This is a genomic window from Curtobacterium sp. SP.BCp, from assembly GCF_051903255.1.
Lineage (GTDB): Bacteria > Actinomycetota > Actinomycetes > Actinomycetales > Microbacteriaceae > Curtobacterium.
The window spans coordinates 2,260,185-2,275,252 of sequence record NZ_CP194338.1 but is presented as its reverse complement, the minus strand read 5'-3'; the positions used below and the strand labels follow the sequence as shown (position 1 = coordinate 2,275,252).

The window sequence follows — 15,068 nt, the reverse complement described above, 5'->3', positions numbered from 1 at the left end:
GGCGAGGACACGCGGGCCGCCCGCCTCGACGTACCGTCCGGATGCCGCTAGGCTTGTCGATCGTGTCTTCCCCCGTGAACAGCCCCTACGCCCTGCGCGTGCGCGACCTCGCGCACCGTCCGGGCGAGATGCGCGAGCACTCGCTCGACGTCGAGGTGCCGGACGCGATGGGTGCCGGGGTCATCTCCGTCCGTCAGGGCGCGCCGATGCACCTCGACGTCCGCCTCGAGGGGCTGCACGAGGGCGTCCTCGTGTCCGGACACGCGTCGGCCGAGGCGTTCGGGGAGTGCTCCCGGTGCCTGATCGAGATCAGCGAACCCGTCGAGGTCGATTTCGCGGAGCTCTTCGCGTACGATGTCTCGGAGGATTTCGACTTCTTCGTTCGCGATGACCACGTGGACTGCGAACCGGTCGTTCGAGATGCGGTGGTGCTGTCGCTGCCGTTCCAGCCGGTCTGCCGACGGGACTGCCCAGGCCTCGACCCGGAGACGGGTGAGCGTCTGGCTGACCTCGAGGACCACACCCCTCGCGAGGTCCTGGACCCGCGCTGGGCCGCCCTGAGCGGTTTCCAGCCGACCGACGACAGCAACACCCCTGACCAGAGCCCCGAGGGCGACGGCCGCACGTCGGCCTGAACCGCCCTCGCCACTGACCACCGACCAACCGAAAGAGAACCACCATGGCCGTTCCCAAGCGCAAGCAGTCCCGTGCCAACACGCACGCCCGTCGTTCGCAGTGGAAGGCCGCGCCGGTCCAGCTCGTGAAGACGATCGAGAACGGCAAGGTCACCTACAGCCTCCCGCACCGTGCGAAGGTCGTCGAGGACTCGGCCGGCACCCCGCTGTACATGGAGTACAAGGGCCGCAAGGTCGCCGACGTCTGATCGGACCGAACGCATGACCACGACGTCCGGCGCCACGGGGTCCCGCCCCGTGGGGCCGGATGTCGTTCGTCTGCGCGGGCAGCTCGCCGTCGACATCGACCTCGAGCTGCTCCAACTCGCCCTGACGCACCGCTCGTACGCGTACGAGCACGGTGGCATCGGGCACAACGAGCGGCTCGAGTTCCTCGGCGACTCGATCCTCGGCCAGGCCGTGACCGTGAAGCTCTTCCGGTCGTTCCCCGACCTCGACGAGGGCGAGCTGGCCAAGCGCCGTGCGAGCCTCGTCTCGACGGTCGCCCTCGCCGAGATCGCCCGCATCATCGGGCTCGGCCAGTACCTCCGGCTCGGCAAGGGCGAGGAGCAGACCGGCGGCCGTGACAAGTCGTCGATCCTCGCCGACACGGTCGAGGCCGTGATCGGTGCGACGTACCTCTCCGCGGGTCCCGACCCGGCGACCGAGCTCGTGCTCCGCCTGGTCGAGCCGCTCCTGGTCGACCCGGACCGCTTCGGTGCGGCGATGGACCCGAAGACGAGCCTGCAGGAGCTCGCTGCGACGCTCGCGCTCGGCAACCCCGCGTACCGGGTCACCGAAGAGGGTCCTGATCACGACAAGACCTTCCACGCCACCGTGGTGCTGCAGGGCGAGGACGTCTCCGCCGGCGCCGGATCGAGCAAGAAGGCTGCCGAGATGGCTGCAGCGCTCCAAGCCTGGACGAAGCTCTCCGGCCGCGACGGCTCGCCGCGCGCGGGTGCCGACGCCGACAGCGCGGCCCGGACCGCGTAACCGGTGCCCGAGCTCCCCGAGGTCGAGGTCGTCCGCGCCGGCCTCGAACCCGCCGTCAGCGGTGCCCGCGTGCTCCACGTGGACGTCGTCGACGACCGCGCACTCACCCGGCACGACGGCCCGGCGGAGGACTTCGCCGACCGGCTCACCGGCCGGACCATCGCCGCGGCCGTCCGACGTGGCAAGTTCCTCTGGTTCCCGTTGCGCCCCGAGCTCGACGGCGATCGTCCGGAGGCGCTCGTGACGCACCTCGGCATGTCCGGCCAGGTGCTCCTCGGACGGGATCGACCGGCCGCGAAGCACCGCCGCATCCTCATCGACGTGCAGCCCGCGGGCACGGACCGCGACGGCACGCCCGAAGCCCCCGTCCAGCTCGAGTTCGTCGACCAGCGCACCTTCGGGTCGATGGCGCTCGATCCGATGGTGCCGACCGTCGACGGCGCTCCCGCCGGCTTCGCCGGGCACGTCGACGCGACGGACCCGGACGCGCCGTGGCGTCGGAGCATCCCGCACCAGGTGTCGCACATCGCGCGGGACCCGCTCGACCGGGCGTTCGACGACGACCGGTTCATCGCCGTCGCACGGAAGCGGGCGAGCGGCATCAAGCGCGTGCTCCTCGACCAGGGCGTCGTGAGCGGCATCGGCAACATCTACGCCGACGAGTCGCTGTGGGCTGCGAGGCTCCACTACGACCGCCCCGCGGAGCGCCTCACCCGAGCCGACCTGCGCGCGCTCCTGAGCGAGGTGCGGAGCGTCCTCGGACGGGCGCTCGAGGACGGTGGCACGAGCTTCGACGCGCAGTACGTCAACGTGAACGGGCAGTCCGGGTACTTCTCGCAGCGGCTCAACGTCTACGGGCAGCAGGGGAAGCCGTGCCCCCGGTGCGGCACGACGATCGTCCGTGAGGCCTTCATGAACCGGTCGAGCCACATCTGCCCCGTGTGCCAACCGCGCCCCCGCGCCCGCAGGCGTTAGCCTGCCCGCAGCAGCACAGCCAGCAGCACAGCCCGCAGCAGCGCAGCAGACCGCCCGGAGACCGCATGTACTTGAAGAGCCTGACCATCAAGGGGTTCAAGTCCTTCGCGCAGCCGACGACGTTCGCGTTCGAGCCCGGTGTCACCTGCATCGTCGGTCCCAACGGCTCCGGCAAGTCGAACGTGGTCGACGCCCTCGCGTGGGTGATGGGGGAGCAGGGCGCGAAGACCCTCCGCGGCGGCAAGATGGAGGACGTCATCTTCGCCGGCACCTCGACCCGCGGTCCGCTCGGTCGCGCGCAGGTGCTCCTGACGATCGACAACACCGACGGCCTGCTGCCGATCGAGTACTCCGAGGTGACGATCTCCCGCACCCTCTTCCGCAACGGCGGGAGCGAGTACGCCATCAACGGCGAGAACTGCCGCCTGCTCGACGTGCAGGAGCTCCTCAGCGACACCGGCCTCGGGCGGGAGATGCACGTCATCGTCGGCCAGGGGCAGCTCGACAAGGTGCTGCACGCCACCCCGGAGGACCGGAGGGGGTTCATCGAGGAGGCCGCGGGCATCCTCAAGCACCGCCGCCGCAAGGAGAAGACGCTCCGCAAGCTCGAGGCGATGCAGACGAACCTCACGCGGCTGTCCGACCTCGCGGGGGAGATCCGTCGACAGCTCAAGCCGCTCGGGCGACAGGCCGAGGTCGCGCGGAAGGCCCAGTCGGTCGCGGCCGTCGCCCGGGACGCCAAGGCGCGCATCCTCGCCGACGACGTGGTCCGGCTCCGGCGGGAGCTCCACGAGCACCTCGAGGTCGAGACCGGCCGGAAGTCCGAGCGCATCGTGCTGCAGGAACGCCTCGACCGCACCCGCGCCCGGCAGCAGCAGGTCGAGCAGAGCATGGTCGGCGACGACGTCGACCGTGCCCGCACGGTGGTGCACCGGCTGGAGAGCGTCCAGGAACGGCTCCGCGGCCTGTCGAGCCTCGCGAACCAGCGCCTGATGTTCCTCGCGCAGCAGGCCGACGCCCCGCAGCAGGGTCCGACGGTGACACCGGAGCGTGTGCAGTCCGTCCGCGACGAGGCCGACCGGCTCGAGACCCGCGCCGAGGAGATGGCCGCCGACTCCGGTGCCGCCGCGGCCCGGGTGCAGGAAGCGCGGGCTGCGCTCGACGCCCTCGACGAGCAGATCGCCGCCCAGGCCGCCCTGGTCTCGCAGCACGACCTCGAGGCACAGCGGCTGGCGTCCGCCGTCGACGTCGCCCGGTCCAAGCGGGGCTCGGCGGTGGCCGACCGGGAGCGCCGCGAACGCGCGCTGGCCGAGGCGACCGACCGCGCCGAGCGTGCCGCCGCGGCCCTCGCGGACATCGGGGCCGACCCGTCCGACGGCGTCGACGAGGCAGCGCTGACCGCCGCCGTCACGACCACCCGCGAGCAGCAGCAGGCAGCCCAGACGACGCGCGACGAGCTCCGCGACCGACTCCACGCCCTCGAACGCGAGCGGGACGCGCTCGACGCCCGGGTCACGGCCCTCGCCATGTCGATCGACGTCCGCGACGGGTCGCAGGCCCTCATCGAGGCCGGCCGTGCCGGCATCGCCGGCCGGCTCGCGGACAGCCTCACGGTCGAGCCCGGCTACGAGGGCGCGGTCGCCGTCGCCCTCGACGGACTCGCCGACGCCGTGCTCGCAGCGGACCGGGCGGTCGCGCTCGACGCCGTCGAGCACGCCCGGACCGCGGACCTCGGTCGCGTCGACGTGGTGGTCGCCGATCCCGACCCGGCCGCCTCCGCCGGCGCGGGGACGCTGCCCGACCGGCTCCCCGCCGGGGTCCGCCGCGCCGTCGACCTCGTGCAGGGACCCCCGGCGATCGCCGCGATCCTGCGAGCCACGCTGATCGCGGTGGACGAGGACGTCGACCTGGAGTCCGTGCTCACCGCCGCCCCGCAGGCCACGGTCGTCACGCGGTCCGGCGACGTCGTCCGGGCCGTCCGCGTCACGGGCGGCGGGGAGCGGATGACCAGCCGCATCGAGCTCGTCGCGGAGCGCGACGACGCCGTGACCCGGCGGGACGCGGTCGCGAGCGACGTCGAGGACGCCGCCACGCGCCTCCAGGCCGCTCGTGCCGCCGTCGACGAGGCGAGACGACGGGCGGAGGAGGCCGACCAGGCGTCCCGCGCGCACGCGAAGGCCGCAGCCGAGTACGACCGCAGCAGCGCGTCGTCGCGGGCGCGCGCCGAGAACGCGGCGGCCGAGGTCGAGCGTCTCCGAGCGGCCCTCGCCGAGACGGACGGTGCGGTCGAGTCCGCCGAGGCCGTGCTCGCCGAGGCCGACGCGGCCCTCGTGGCGTTCACCGACCAGCCGCGGCCGACCGTGGACGCGTCCGGACGTCCGGCCCTGCTGGACGCACTCGAGGCGGCCCGTGCGGCCGAGATCGAGCAGCGCATCCAGGTGGAGACGGTGCGCGAGCGGGTGCGGGCCGAACGGAACCGGGCCGCCGGGCTCGAACGCCAGCTCCGGGCCGAGCGTGCCGCGGCCGAGGAAGCCGCCCGGCGTGCGGTCGTCCGGCGCGGGCAGATCGCCGTCGCCGAGGGGGTCCTCGCCGACCTCCCCGGGGTGCTCGGTGCGGTCGACCGATCGCTCGCCGAGGCCCGCGTGCGCCTCGCGAACGAGGAGTCCGAGCGGTCGAAGCGCAACACCGAGCTGCAGACGATCCGGAACGAGGAACGCGAGCTCCGCGACCGCCTCCAGACCCTGACCGACGGCGTGCACTCCCTCGAGATGGAGATCTACGAGAAGAAGCTGCACGTGTCGGGCATCCTCGACCGGGCGCAGAGCGAACTCGGGCTGGTGGAGGCGGTCCTCGTGGCCGAGTACGGTCCGTACGTGCCGGTCCCCGTCGACGTACTCGTGGACCCGCGGGTGCTCGCGCGGAAGCACCGGGAGGCCGAGCGCGCCCGGGCCGCAGCGGCAGCCCCTGCGGTGACCGCGGACGACGAGGCCGAGCCGGCCGTGGCTGACGAGGACGAGGCCGATGAGGTCCTCGTCGACGCCGAGTCCACCCTCCCCGGTGGTCCGGCACTGCCTGAGTACGACGCCACCGACGACGTCGACCCCGACGCGGTCGAGACCGTCCCGTACGTCCGGGCCGAGCAGGAGCGTCGGCTGAAGGCAGCCGAGCGTGACCTCGGCCAGCTCGGCAAGGTGAACCCGCTCGCACTCGAGGAGTTCCAGGCGCTCGAGCAGCGGCACGCGTTCCTCGCCGAGCAGCTCGAGGACCTGCAGAAGACCCGCACGGACCTCATGACGATCATCGAGGAGCTCGACCAGAAGATGCAGACCATCTTCGAGGCCGCGTTCCACGACACCCGCGAGGCCTTCGACGTCATCTTCCCGATCCTGTTCCCGGGTGGCTCGGGGTCGATCACGCTGACGAACCCGGACGACCTGCTCGCGACCGGCATCGACGTGCAGGTGAAGCCCGCCGGGAAGAAGATCGACCGGCTGACCCTGCTGTCCGGCGGGGAGCGGTCCCTGGCGGCGGTGGCGCTCCTCGTCGCGATCTTCACCGCGCGCCCGTCGCCGTTCTACATCATGGACGAGGTCGAGGCGGCGCTCGACGACGCCAACCTCGGGCGGCTCCTGACCGTGTTCGAGCGGCTGCGCGAGGCGTCGCAGCTCATCGTCATCACGCACCAGAAGCGGACGATGGAGATCGCGGACGCGCTGTACGGCGTGTCGATGCGGCAGGACGGCGTGTCCGCCGTGGTCGGGCAGCGCGTGCAGGCCCGGTCGGCGGAGCCGGCGGACGCGGTCGCGTAGCGGCGCCGGCGATCTGTCGCTTTCGCGAAAGCGACAGATCGCCGCGCTCCGGCCCGACGGATCTGTCGCTTTCGGGAAGAGAACCGGGGCCAGCTCGCCGGATCTGTCGCTTCCGCGAACCGGACGACGGACGGGAGGCGCGGTGTTAGCTGGCACCGCGCCTCCCGGCCACCAAAGGGTGACGACTACTTCGCGTCGGCCTCCACGGCCTCCTTCGGCTGCCCCGTCGGGGTGAGCCCGCGCTCCTGCCGCTTCTTCGAGACCACCAGCGAGGCGACCGTCGCGACCGCGATCGTCAGCGCGATGAAGCTCAGCGAGAACCAGATCGGGATCTCGGGGGCCCACTCGATGTGCTCACCGCCGTTGATGAACGGCAGCTCGTTGACGTGCATCGCGTGGAACACGAGCTTCACGCCGATGAAGGCGAGGATGACGGCCAGGCCCTGGCCGAGGTAGATGAGGCGCTCGAGCAGGCCGGCGATGAGGAAGTAGAGCTGGCGCAGACCCAGGAGCGAGAACGCGTTCGCGGTGAACACGATGAAGGCGTCCTGCGTCAGACCGAAGATCGCCGGGATCGAGTCGAGGGCGAAGAGCACGTCCGTGAGGCCGATCGCGACCATGACGAGCAGCATCGGGGTGAAGAGGCGCTTGCCGTCGATCTTCGCGGTGAGCTTGTCGCCGTGGTAGTCGTCGGTCGTCGGGATCACCTTGCGGAGCGTCCGGATGAGCTTCGAGTCGCCCTCGGAGTCGTCGTGCCCGCCGCCCTTCGCCTGCGACCAGGCGAGCCAGAACAGCAGTGCGCCGAACAGGTAGAACACCCACGAGAAGTTCTCGATGATCGTGACGCCGAGGGCGATGAACACACCGCGGGCCACGAGGGCGATCGCGACGCCCACCAGCAGGACCTTCTGCTGGTACTCCTTCGGGACCGCGAAGCTCGTCATGATGATGAGGAAGACGAACAGGTTGTCGACCGACAGCGCCTTCTCGGTCAGCCAGCCGGCGAAGTACTCGCCACCGGCCTGCCCGCCGCCGAAGACGAGGATGCCGACACCGAACAGGATGGCGAGGCCGACGTAGAACGCGGACCAGAACGCCGATTCCTTGATGTGCGGGACGTGCGGTGTGCGCACGTGCGAGTAGAAGTCGAAGATCAGCAGGCCGAGGATGCCGGCGATGGTGATCAACCAGACGAGGATGGGGACGTCCACGGGTTTCCCTTCAGGTCAAGAGCGCGCAGTGCGCGCAGGAGCCTGAAGGTCTCTTCCACCCGTCGGTCCGTGTGTCGGGCCGAGGGCCGGTGCCCCGGGTCCGGATCGTTCCGGACCGTACTGACGAGGTCACCGAGGAGGAATACTCCCCTTCAGAGGTCGAGGATACCGGGCACGGCGCACACCCGCCGCGCTCTAAGCTGGGAACATGGCGAGTTCCTGGTCACTGTCCTCCCGGCTGCGCGGGCTGTTCCAGCGCAAGACGATCGACGAGACCACGTGGGACGACCTCGAGACCGCGCTCATCGGTGCCGACTTCGGCCCGGACATCTCCGAGGCGATCATCGAGGACCTCCACGAACGCGTCGACCGCTACGGCACGACGGACCCCGCCGACCTGCAGCGTATGCTCCGCGAGGTCCTCGAGGAGCGGCTGTCCAAGCTCGACACCACGCTCAAGCTCAGCAACCGGCCGGCCGTCGTGCTCGTCGTCGGCGTGAACGGCGTCGGCAAGACCACCACGATCGGCAAGTTCGCGAAGTTCCTCAAGACGTACGACCGCACCGTCGTGGTCGGCGCGGCGGACACCTTCCGTGCGGCCGCGGTGGAGCAGGTCGCGACGTGGGCGGAGCGCGCCGGCGTCGACGTCGTGCGGCCCGCGCAGCCCGGGCAGGACCCCGCCTCCGTGGCGTACCAGACGGTCGAGAAGGCGATGCGCGAAGGCACCGAGATCGTCGTCATCGACACCGCGGGCCGGCTGCACACCAAGGCCGGGCTGATGGACGAACTGTCGAAGATCAAGCGCGTGGTCGAGAAGCAGACCGAGATCGCCGAGGTGCTCCTCGTGCTCGACGCCACGACGGGTCAGAACGGGCTCGCGCAGGCACAGGCCTTCATCGAGGGCGCGGGCGTCACCGGGCTCGTCATCACGAAGCTCGACGGCTCCGCGAAGGCCGGCTTCGTGCTGAGCGTGCAGGAGAAGACCGGCATCCCGATCAAGCTCATCGGGCAGGGCGAGGGCATCAACGACCTCACGGGCTTCACGCCGCACGTGTTCGTGCAGAACCTCGTCGGCTGAGGATCTCCGCCTGCGCGGCTGCGCGACACCCGTCCGCGAACGCGGTCACCCGGTGACGAGTAGCGTCTCGGTCGGCCCGGGCACCCGCTCGGTCTCGTTCCAGGGATTGGAGACCCCATGCCCGCACTGCTGATCATCGCGATCATCGTCGGCCTCGTCCTGCTCTTCAGCGGCATCTTCGTCGGTGCCCTCAAGTTCCTGCTCTGGGTGGGGCTCGTGATCGTCATCCTCGCGATCATCGGGTGGCTGCTCCGGAGCATCCGCGGTCGCGCCTGACGCAACCCACTGACGGACGGGAGGCGCGGTGCCAGCTGGCACCGCGCCTCCCGTCCCGTTCTGTGGTCCCGCGCGTTCGCGAAAGCGACAGTTTTGCGCTGCACCGTTCGCGTGGTCCTGTCGCTTTCGTGCTGCGAGCACTGCCCCGAGCTCGCGCCTCAGACGGCCTGACGGCCGGCCGGGGCCTCCAGCAGGTGCGACAGGTGCTCCGGGATCGAACCGCCGCGCGCCACCGTCGCCCGCGCCCAGAGGCGCCCCGCGCGGTAGGACGACCGCACCAGCGGCCCGGCGAGCACACCCGAGAACCCGATGTCCTCGGCGATCTCGCGGAGGTCGACGAACTCTTCGGGCTTCACCCAGCGCGCGACCGGCAGGTGTCGCGGCGACGGCCGGAGGTACTGGGTCAGCGTGATGATGTCCGTGCCTGCCTCGTACAGCTGCTCGAGCGCGTCGATGACCTCGTGCCGCTCCTCGCCCATGCCGAGGATGAGGTTCGACTTCGTCACGAGACCGGCGTCGCGGCCCTGCGTGATGACGTCGAGCGAGCGCTCGAACCGGAACGCCGGACGGATCCGCTTGAAGATGCGCGGCACCGTCTCGACGTTGTGGGCGAAGACCTCGGGGCGTGCGTCGAACACCTGGCCGAGCTGGTCCGGGCGGCCGTTGAAGTCCGGTACGAGGATCTCGACGCCGGTGCCGGGGGAGTGCTCGTGGATCTGGCGGATCGTCTCGGCGTAGAGCCAGGCGCCGCCGTCGTCGAGGTCGTCCCGGGCGACGCCGGTCACGGTCGCGTACTTGAGGCCCATCGACACGACGGAGTCCGCCACGCGCCGGGGCTCCCCACGGTCGAGCGGGCTCGGCTTGCCGGTGTCGATCTGGCAGAAGTCGCACCGCCGGGTGCACTGCGAGCCGCCGATGAGGAACGTCGCCTCGCGGTCCTCCCAGCACTCGAAGATGTTCGGGCAGCCGGCCTCCTGGCAGACGGTGTGGAGCTGCTTGTCCCTGACGAGGGCGGACAGGTCGCGGAACTCCGGGCCCTGCGTGGCGCGGGTCTTGATCCACGCGGGCTTCGTCTCGATCGGCGTCTCGGCGTTCCGGGCCTCGACGCGGAGCAGGCGGCGGCCTTCGGGAGCGAGCGTCATGCGGGGACCTCCTGCAGGTCGGTGGTGCGGTCCGGGTCGGCCGGGAGGCGCGGCTCGCCCCCGGCTGACCGGTCCGGGCTGGCGGGGTGGCCGGCTGACGCGATCCGTCGGCCTGCGTGCATGCCGTCGAGAGCCGCCTGCACGAGCGGCGCGACGAGTCCGGCGACCTCGTCCACGGCGACGGGACGTCCGGCCGCGCGACCCAGGGTCGTGACCCCGGCGTCGGCGATGCCGCACGGGACGATCGCGGCGTAGGCGTCGAGGGCGTTGTCGCAGTTGATCGCGATCCCGTGACTCGTGACGCCCTCCGCCACGTGCAGGCCGACGGCACCGACCTTGTCGTGGTTCGAGCCGTCAGGGCGGCGGACCCAGGCTCCGCTGCGGCCATCGACCCGTTCGGCTGCGACACCCACGGCGGCGGCCCCGTCGATGAGGACCTGTTCGAGGTCGCGCACCCACGCCACGACGTCGATCGGCCGGGCCAACCGGACGATCGGGTAGGCCACGAGCTGGCCGGGGCCGTGCCAGGTGATGCGGCCGCCGCGGTCGACCTCGACCACGGGGGAGCCGTCGGTGGGCAGGTCGCTCGGCTCGGTGCGGCGCCCTGCGGTGTACACGGACGGGTGCTCGCAGAGGACGAGCGCGCCGGGGGAGCGACCGGCCACGACGTCGGCACGGAGGCGCTGTTGCAGTGCGAGGCCCTCGGCGTAGGCGAGCAGCCCCGGCACCCGGACGATCTCGAGTTCCGGCATGGGCGTCAGCGTACGGCAGTTTCTGGACGCCGTACAACAACCACTCCTCGTTGCTGGTCGGGGCTTGACCTCAACCGTGGTCGAGGTCGTGAGATGTCCCTATGCACATTCGACGAGTCCACCTCACGACCCGCGCCCCGAACGAGGTCGCGGACTTCTACCGACGCCTCGGCTGTCCGGTCTCCGATGAGGGCGCCGCCGTGCTCGTCTCGGTGGGGCGGACCACCCTCGTGTTCGACCACCTCGACGGGATGACCGGTGCGCACCACCTCGCGTTCACGATCCCGACCGGGACGTTCGACTCCGCGCGGTCGTGGATCACCGAGCGAGCCCGGGTGCTCCACGCGCGAGACGGCGAGGAGGTGTTCGAGGGCCCGCCCGGATGGAACTCGCGCTCGGTGTACTTCGACGGCCCGGACGAGCAGCTCCTCGAACTCATCGAACGCCGCGACCTGCCGCCCGGTCCTGGGCAGGGGTTGCCCGGCTCGGTCAGCGAGGTGGGCATCGCCGTCCCCGACGTCCTCGGGGTGGTCGATGCCCTCGGACACCACGGCGTCCACCCGTACGGCGGGCCGCCCGACGCCGGGTTCGCGCCGGTCGGGGACGTCGACGGGCTGCTCGTCCTGGTGTCCACGGAGCGGAAGTGGTTCCCGACGCTCGACCGCCGCGCGTCGACCGCTCCGGTGGTCGTCGACATCGGGCTCGGCACGCTCATCGAACCCGCGCCGGGGGTGCGCTTACGGTGATCCCGGGACTCCGTCAGCCGTGGCCAACTGTGCCTCGTAGAGCTCCCGGGCTCGTGCTCGGTGCGGCCGCTCCACGGTCAGGGAGTGCACAGCGATGATCCCCCAGACGAGCGCCGTCCCGAACATCATCACGGCATGACGGAGGTCCTGCTCGCCGAGGACGTCGCTGATCCCGAGGAGGAGGAACGCGAGGCCGAACACCACGCCGCCCCACGCGTACCACCCGGTCCGGCCGATCACGCTCGACAGGTACCGGACGCGCTGACCAACCGGGAGCCGGTCCGGTTCGGGGCCGCCGCGCACCCAGTCGCGCAGTGCTCGGTGCGCCGAGTACCCGCCTGCTCCCGCCCAGGCTGCGACGACCAGGACCAGGATCGCCGCTCCGGACCCGACGCCGATCCCGACCGTGAGCCAGGCGGCGATCGGGAACGTCGCGGCGAACACGCCCGCCAGGACGGCCGCGATGACGGCCGCTCCCGCTGCGCGCAGCCAGCCGCCCGCGTCGATCTCCCTCAGTCGCACGAGTCCGACGGTAGTCCGGTGGTGCTGGCGCGGTCGTGGTCGCGGTCGGGACGGTCGGCGGTCGCCTTGTAGAATCGACGGATCATGGCGCAATTCGGTTCACTCTCCGACCGGCTGACAGAGACCTTCCGCAACCTGCGGAGCAAGGGTCGCCTGTCCCCGTCCGACGTCGACGGCACCGTCCGCGAGATCCGACGGGCGCTCCTCGACGCCGACGTCGCGCTCGAGGTCGTCAAGTCCTTCACCGCCTCCATCCGCGAGCGTGCGCTCTCGGACGAGGTGAACAAGGCGCTCAACCCGGCGCAGCAGGTCGTCCAGATCGTCAACGAGGAACTCGTCGGCATCCTCGGCGGGCAGCAGCGCCGCCTCGAGTTCGCGAAGCGTCCGCCGACGGTCATCATGCTCGCGGGCCTCCAGGGTGCGGGCAAGACGACGCTCGCGGGCAAGCTCGGCAAGTGGCTCAAGAAGGACGGCCACACCCCGATGCTCGTCGCGGCCGACCTCCAGCGTCCGAACGCGGTGCAGCAGCTCCAGGTCGTGGGCGAACAGGCGGGCGTGCACGTCTTCGCCCCGGAGCCCGGCAACGGCGTCGGCGACCCGGTGAAGGTCGCGAAGAACGCGATCAAGGCCGCCGTCGACCAGCAGTACGACACCGTCATCGTCGACACCGCCGGTCGCCTCGGTGTGGACGCCGAGCTGATGAAGCAGGCCGCGAACATCCGCAAGGCCGTCGATCCGGACGAGGTCCTGTTCGTCATCGACGCGATGATCGGTCAGGACGCCGTGGCCACGGCCCGCGCCTTCCAAGAGGGAGTGGACTTCACCGGCGTCGTCCTGTCCAAGCTCGACGGTGACGCCCGCGGTGGTGCGGCCCTCTCGGTCGCGAGCATCACCGGCCGCCCGATCATGTTCGCGTCCACGGGCGAGGGGCTCGACGACTTCGAGCCGTTCCACCCGGACCGCATGGCGAGCCGCATCCTCGACCTCGGCGACATCCTCTCGCTCATCGAGCAGGCCCAGCAGGCGTTCGACGAAGAGGAAGCCCGCGCGGTCGCCGAGAAGATCGCGAGCGACTCGTTCACGCTGGACGACTTCCTCGGCCAGATGCAGCAGCTCCGCAAGGCCGGCTCCATCAAGGGCATGCTCGGCATGCTCCCGGGCGCGAAGGGCATGCGCGAGGCGCTCGACAACTTCGACGAGGGCGAGATCGTCCGGACCGAGGCGATCATCCAGTCGATGACGAAGCAGGAGCGCCAGCTCCCGAAGCTCCTCAACGGCTCGCGTCGTCTCCGCATCGCGAAGGGTTCGGGGACCACGGTGACCGAGGTCAACGCCCTCGTGAACCGCTTCGAGCAGGCGGCGAAGATGATGAAGACCGTCGCCCGCGGTGGCGTTCCGCAGATGCCGGGCATGGGTCCCATCCCGGGCATGCACGGCGGCAAGAAGAAGCAGCAGCAGGGCGGTGCGAAGAAGAAGAAGGTCGGCAACCCCGCGAAGCGCGCCGCGCTCGCGTCGGGTGGGGCGGCGCAGCCGCAGCAGCAGGCGCCGCAGGGCTCCGGTTTCGGGTTCGGCGGTGCCAACGCGAAGAACCCGAAGGCGCCCACCGAGGAAGAGATGCAGTCGCTGCAGAAGTTCCTCGGTCGCTGACGCGAGGTCGCTGACGCGACCACCAGACGGACGGGAGGCGCGGTGCCAGCTGGCACCGCGCCTCCCGTCCGTCTGTCTGGTGGCGACTAGAGCGAGTCGCGCAGCTCGGTGACCAGGTGGCGGACGACCGCGCGGAGGTCCCCACCGTTCTCGCGCGCGACCTGGAGCTGCCGCTGGTACGACGCCCCCTGCTCGATCATCGTGTCGAGGTGGTGCAGCTCCTGCTGGCAGCCGAGCCGCTCCGCGATCGGGTCGAGGCGCTCGACGAGGTCGTGCACCTCGTCGGTGACGAGCCGTTCGTCACCGGCGGCGTTGGTGATGATCTCCGCCTCCATGCCGTAGCGGGCCGCGCGCCACTTGTTCTCGCGGATGAACCACTGCTGCATCGACGGCAGGACCTCGCCGCGGTCGAGCCGGTCCGACAGCGCGGTGACGAGGCACTGGACGAAGGCGGTGACCGCGCCGACCTCGTGCAGGGTCGAGATGCCGTCGGACACCCGGTTCTCGAGCGTGCCCCAGCCCGGTGAGGGGCGGATGTCCCAGCGGAGGTCCTTGAACCCGTCGATCACGCCGGTCTTGGTGAGGTCGTCGACGACGGTCTCGAAGCCGCTCCAGTCGTCGATGCCCGGCGGCAGTCCGCCCGTCGGCAGCTGCTGGAACATGAGTGCACGGTTCGAGGCGTAGCCGGTGTCGGTGCCGGCCCAGAACGGGCTCGACGCGGTGAACGCCTGCAGGTGCGGCACGTAGGCGAGCATCGCGTTCATGATCGGCACCGCCTTGTCGCGGTCGTCGATCCCGACGTGCACGTGCACGCCCCAGATGAGCATCTGCCGGCCCCACCAGCGCGTGCGGTCGATGAGCGTGTTGTAGTGCTCACTGTCCGCCGTGATCTCCTGCTGGTCCCACAGTGCGAACGGATGCGTGCCGGAGCACATGACCTGGGCGTCCAGGGGTTCGGCGGCGTCGATCACCTCGCCGATGATCCCGGAGAGCTCGGACGTGGCGCCCTCGACGGTGGTGTGCACGCCGGTGACGACCTCGACGGTGTTCGTCAAGAGTTCCTCGGTGACCTTGTCCGGGTCACCGAGCCGCTCCTGCACCGCCCTGATCACCGCCGGGGCCCGGGGGGTGAGGTCGCCGGTGTCCCGGTCGACCAGGGGGAGTTCCCACTCGACACCGATGGTCGACGGGTGGGACTCTGTGAAGCGGATGTCCATGCGGCCATCCTGCCGGTCGGTTGTCG

14 protein-coding genes are annotated in these 15,068 nt (G+C 70.9%); 9 read left to right on the top strand and 5 right to left on the bottom strand.

Going from position 1 to position 15,068, the window contains the following annotated elements:
- The first annotated feature begins 62 nt into the window (after nucleotides 1-62).
- The 5 genes from ACRQ4C_RS10815 to smc all read left to right on the top strand — a co-directional run bounded on the left by ACRQ4C_RS10815 (nucleotide 63) and on the right by smc (nucleotide 6,451).
- Entirely contained in the window at nucleotides 63-635 is a 573-nt protein-coding gene (locus tag ACRQ4C_RS10815; protein ID WP_439688651.1) for a YceD family protein, read from the top strand.
- Nucleotides 636-679: 44 nt separating this feature from the next.
- Nucleotides 680-883 carry a 50S ribosomal protein L32 gene (gene rpmF, locus ACRQ4C_RS10810; RefSeq protein ID WP_022905230.1) on the top strand — a complete coding sequence of 68 codons (204 nt, stop codon included), beginning with the start codon at nucleotides 680-682 and terminating at the stop codon, nucleotides 881-883.
- A 13-nt stretch (nucleotides 884-896) separates the two neighbouring features.
- Nucleotides 897-1,667, top strand: a complete 771-nt coding sequence (gene rnc / locus ACRQ4C_RS10805; RefSeq protein WP_439688650.1) for a ribonuclease III — start codon at nucleotides 897-899, stop codon at nucleotides 1,665-1,667.
- A 3-nt stretch (nucleotides 1,668-1,670) separates the two neighbouring features.
- The gene (gene mutM, locus ACRQ4C_RS10800) at nucleotides 1,671-2,642 is read left to right on the top strand and encodes a bifunctional DNA-formamidopyrimidine glycosylase/DNA-(apurinic or apyrimidinic site) lyase (RefSeq protein ID WP_439688649.1); all 972 of its coding nucleotides are present in this window, start codon (nucleotides 1,671-1,673) and stop codon (nucleotides 2,640-2,642) included.
- A gap of 65 nt (nucleotides 2,643-2,707) precedes the next feature.
- Entirely contained in the window at nucleotides 2,708-6,451 is a 3,744-nt protein-coding gene (smc, locus tag ACRQ4C_RS10795) for a chromosome segregation protein SMC (protein ID WP_439688648.1), read from the top strand.
- Between the two features lie 185 nt (nucleotides 6,452-6,636).
- On the opposite strand, the gene ACRQ4C_RS10790 is transcribed toward smc, so the two are convergent.
- Entirely contained in the window at nucleotides 6,637-7,662 is a 1,026-nt protein-coding gene (locus tag ACRQ4C_RS10790) for a TerC family protein (protein WP_400414710.1), read from the bottom strand.
- Between the two features lie 208 nt (nucleotides 7,663-7,870).
- On the opposite strand from ACRQ4C_RS10790, the gene ftsY reads away from it, so the two are divergent.
- Both ftsY and ACRQ4C_RS10780 read left to right on the top strand, forming a co-directional pair.
- A complete protein-coding gene (gene ftsY / locus ACRQ4C_RS10785; protein WP_058726656.1) occupies nucleotides 7,871-8,740 on the top strand; it encodes a signal recognition particle-docking protein FtsY in 870 nt (289 codons plus the stop codon).
- A gap of 117 nt (nucleotides 8,741-8,857) precedes the next feature.
- Nucleotides 8,858-9,016: a DUF4175 domain-containing protein gene (locus tag ACRQ4C_RS10780; protein ID WP_141399257.1), complete on the top strand. Its 159-nt coding sequence runs from the start codon at nucleotides 8,858-8,860 to the stop codon at nucleotides 9,014-9,016.
- A gap of 158 nt (nucleotides 9,017-9,174) precedes the next feature.
- On the opposite strand, the gene lipA is transcribed toward ACRQ4C_RS10780, so the two are convergent.
- Both lipA and lipB read right to left on the bottom strand, forming a co-directional pair.
- Nucleotides 9,175-10,158 carry a lipoyl synthase gene (lipA, locus tag ACRQ4C_RS10775; protein ID WP_439688647.1) on the bottom strand — a complete coding sequence of 328 codons (984 nt, stop codon included), beginning with the start codon at nucleotides 10,156-10,158 and terminating at the stop codon, nucleotides 9,175-9,177.
- Nucleotides 10,155-10,910: a lipoyl(octanoyl) transferase LipB gene (gene lipB, locus ACRQ4C_RS10770; protein ID WP_439688646.1), complete on the bottom strand. Its 756-nt coding sequence runs from the start codon at nucleotides 10,908-10,910 to the stop codon at nucleotides 10,155-10,157. Before lipB ends, lipA begins: the two co-directional genes overlap by 4 nt.
- 101 nt (nucleotides 10,911-11,011) lie before the next feature.
- Here lipB and ACRQ4C_RS10765 point away from each other — a divergent pair, with 101 nt between their 5' ends.
- Complete coding sequence (locus ACRQ4C_RS10765; RefSeq protein WP_290131451.1) at nucleotides 11,012-11,656, top strand: VOC family protein; 645 nt, start codon at nucleotides 11,012-11,014, stop codon at nucleotides 11,654-11,656.
- On the opposite strand, the gene ACRQ4C_RS10760 is transcribed toward ACRQ4C_RS10765, so the two are convergent.
- On the bottom strand, nucleotides 11,648-12,178 hold the full coding sequence (locus tag ACRQ4C_RS10760; protein ID WP_439688645.1) for a hypothetical protein: 531 nt from the start codon (nucleotides 12,176-12,178) through the stop codon (nucleotides 11,648-11,650). The genes ACRQ4C_RS10765 and ACRQ4C_RS10760 overlap by 9 nt on opposite strands.
- A gap of 84 nt (nucleotides 12,179-12,262) precedes the next feature.
- Here ACRQ4C_RS10760 and ffh point away from each other — a divergent pair, with 84 nt between their 5' ends.
- Nucleotides 12,263-13,825 (top strand): signal recognition particle protein, encoded by a 1,563-nt coding sequence (gene ffh / locus ACRQ4C_RS10755; protein ID WP_439688644.1) that lies wholly within the window; start codon nucleotides 12,263-12,265, stop codon nucleotides 13,823-13,825.
- 86 nt (nucleotides 13,826-13,911) lie between these two features.
- On the opposite strand, the gene ACRQ4C_RS10750 is transcribed toward ffh, so the two are convergent.
- Nucleotides 13,912-15,042 carry a glutamate--cysteine ligase gene (locus ACRQ4C_RS10750; RefSeq protein WP_290131454.1) on the bottom strand — a complete coding sequence of 377 codons (1,131 nt, stop codon included), beginning with the start codon at nucleotides 15,040-15,042 and terminating at the stop codon, nucleotides 13,912-13,914.
- Between the last annotated feature and the right edge of the window lie 26 nt (nucleotides 15,043-15,068).

Coding starts and splice junctions, on each gene's coding strand:
- ACRQ4C_RS10765 (WP_290131451.1), top strand. CDS start 11,012: ATGCACATTCGACGAGTCCACCTCACGACCCGCGCCCCGAACGAGGTC.
- ffh (WP_439688644.1), top strand. CDS start 12,263: ATGGCGCAATTCGGTTCACTCTCCGACCGGCTGACAGAGACCTTCCGC.
- rnc (WP_439688650.1), top strand. CDS start 897: ATGACCACGACGTCCGGCGCCACGGGGTCCCGCCCCGTGGGGCCGGAT.
- ftsY (WP_058726656.1), top strand. CDS start 7,871: ATGGCGAGTTCCTGGTCACTGTCCTCCCGGCTGCGCGGGCTGTTCCAG.
- lipB (WP_439688646.1), bottom strand. CDS start 10,910: ATGCCGGAACTCGAGATCGTCCGGGTGCCGGGGCTGCTCGCCTACGCC.
- smc (WP_439688648.1), top strand. CDS start 2,708: ATGTACTTGAAGAGCCTGACCATCAAGGGGTTCAAGTCCTTCGCGCAG.
- rpmF (WP_022905230.1), top strand. CDS start 680: ATGGCCGTTCCCAAGCGCAAGCAGTCCCGTGCCAACACGCACGCCCGT.
- ACRQ4C_RS10780 (WP_141399257.1), top strand. CDS start 8,858: ATGCCCGCACTGCTGATCATCGCGATCATCGTCGGCCTCGTCCTGCTC.
- ACRQ4C_RS10750 (WP_290131454.1), bottom strand. CDS start 15,042: ATGGACATCCGCTTCACAGAGTCCCACCCGTCGACCATCGGTGTCGAG.
- lipA (WP_439688647.1), bottom strand. CDS start 10,158: ATGACGCTCGCTCCCGAAGGCCGCCGCCTGCTCCGCGTCGAGGCCCGG.